Origin of the sequence: Actinospica durhamensis (assembly GCF_018139695.1) — a bacterium.
In the GTDB taxonomy this organism is placed as follows: domain Bacteria; phylum Actinomycetota; class Actinomycetes; order Streptomycetales; family Catenulisporaceae; genus Actinospica; species Actinospica durhamensis.
In genome coordinates this window covers 1-436 of record NZ_JAGSOG010000768.1, presented here as the reverse complement: position 1 = coordinate 436, position 436 = coordinate 1, and the positions used below count along the sequence as shown (strand labels likewise).

Here is a 436-nt window from a genome sequence, read left to right as displayed (position 1 = left end):
GTTTCGCCTTGCACGTTGCCGGTGCCGGCCGAGCCGAGCACGCCGGCAAGGGCCCCCTTGTTGACGCTGTGCGAGATCGCCTTGCAGGCGCGGGCCACGACTTCGAGCAGCAGACGCAACTCGGCCGGGATGGTGTTGTGCTCGCGCTGCTCTTCGATCAGGTAGCGGGTGAGGTTGATGCGCTTCATGGGTTCTCCTGAGACGGGCGCGATTTTACGATACAAGCGGTGACATTCAGGCCAGCGCCTTGCCAACGATCTCGCGCACATCGCGCGAGAGGCTCGGATGTGCCGCCACGCGCTTGAGCGCGTCCTGCATGGCGTCGCGCAGCGCGGGCACGTACTTGCGCCAGCGGTCCAGCGCGCGGGCCAGGCGGGCAGAGACCTGCGGGTTGATGGCGTCGAGCGCCAGCACCTGCTCGGCCCAGAACGCATAG

General features: G+C 67.2%; 1 protein-coding gene and 1 pseudogene. Both read right to left on the bottom strand.

Features of this window, described 5'->3' with window-relative positions:
- Window positions 1–188: pseudogene (locus KDL01_RS47255) on the bottom strand (class 1 fructose-bisphosphatase); the annotation flags it as partial.
- 46 nt (window positions 189–234) lie between these two features.
- On the bottom strand, window positions 235–436 hold a 202-nt coding region (locus tag KDL01_RS47250), incomplete at its 5' end, for an aminopeptidase N C-terminal domain-containing protein (protein WP_212534296.1).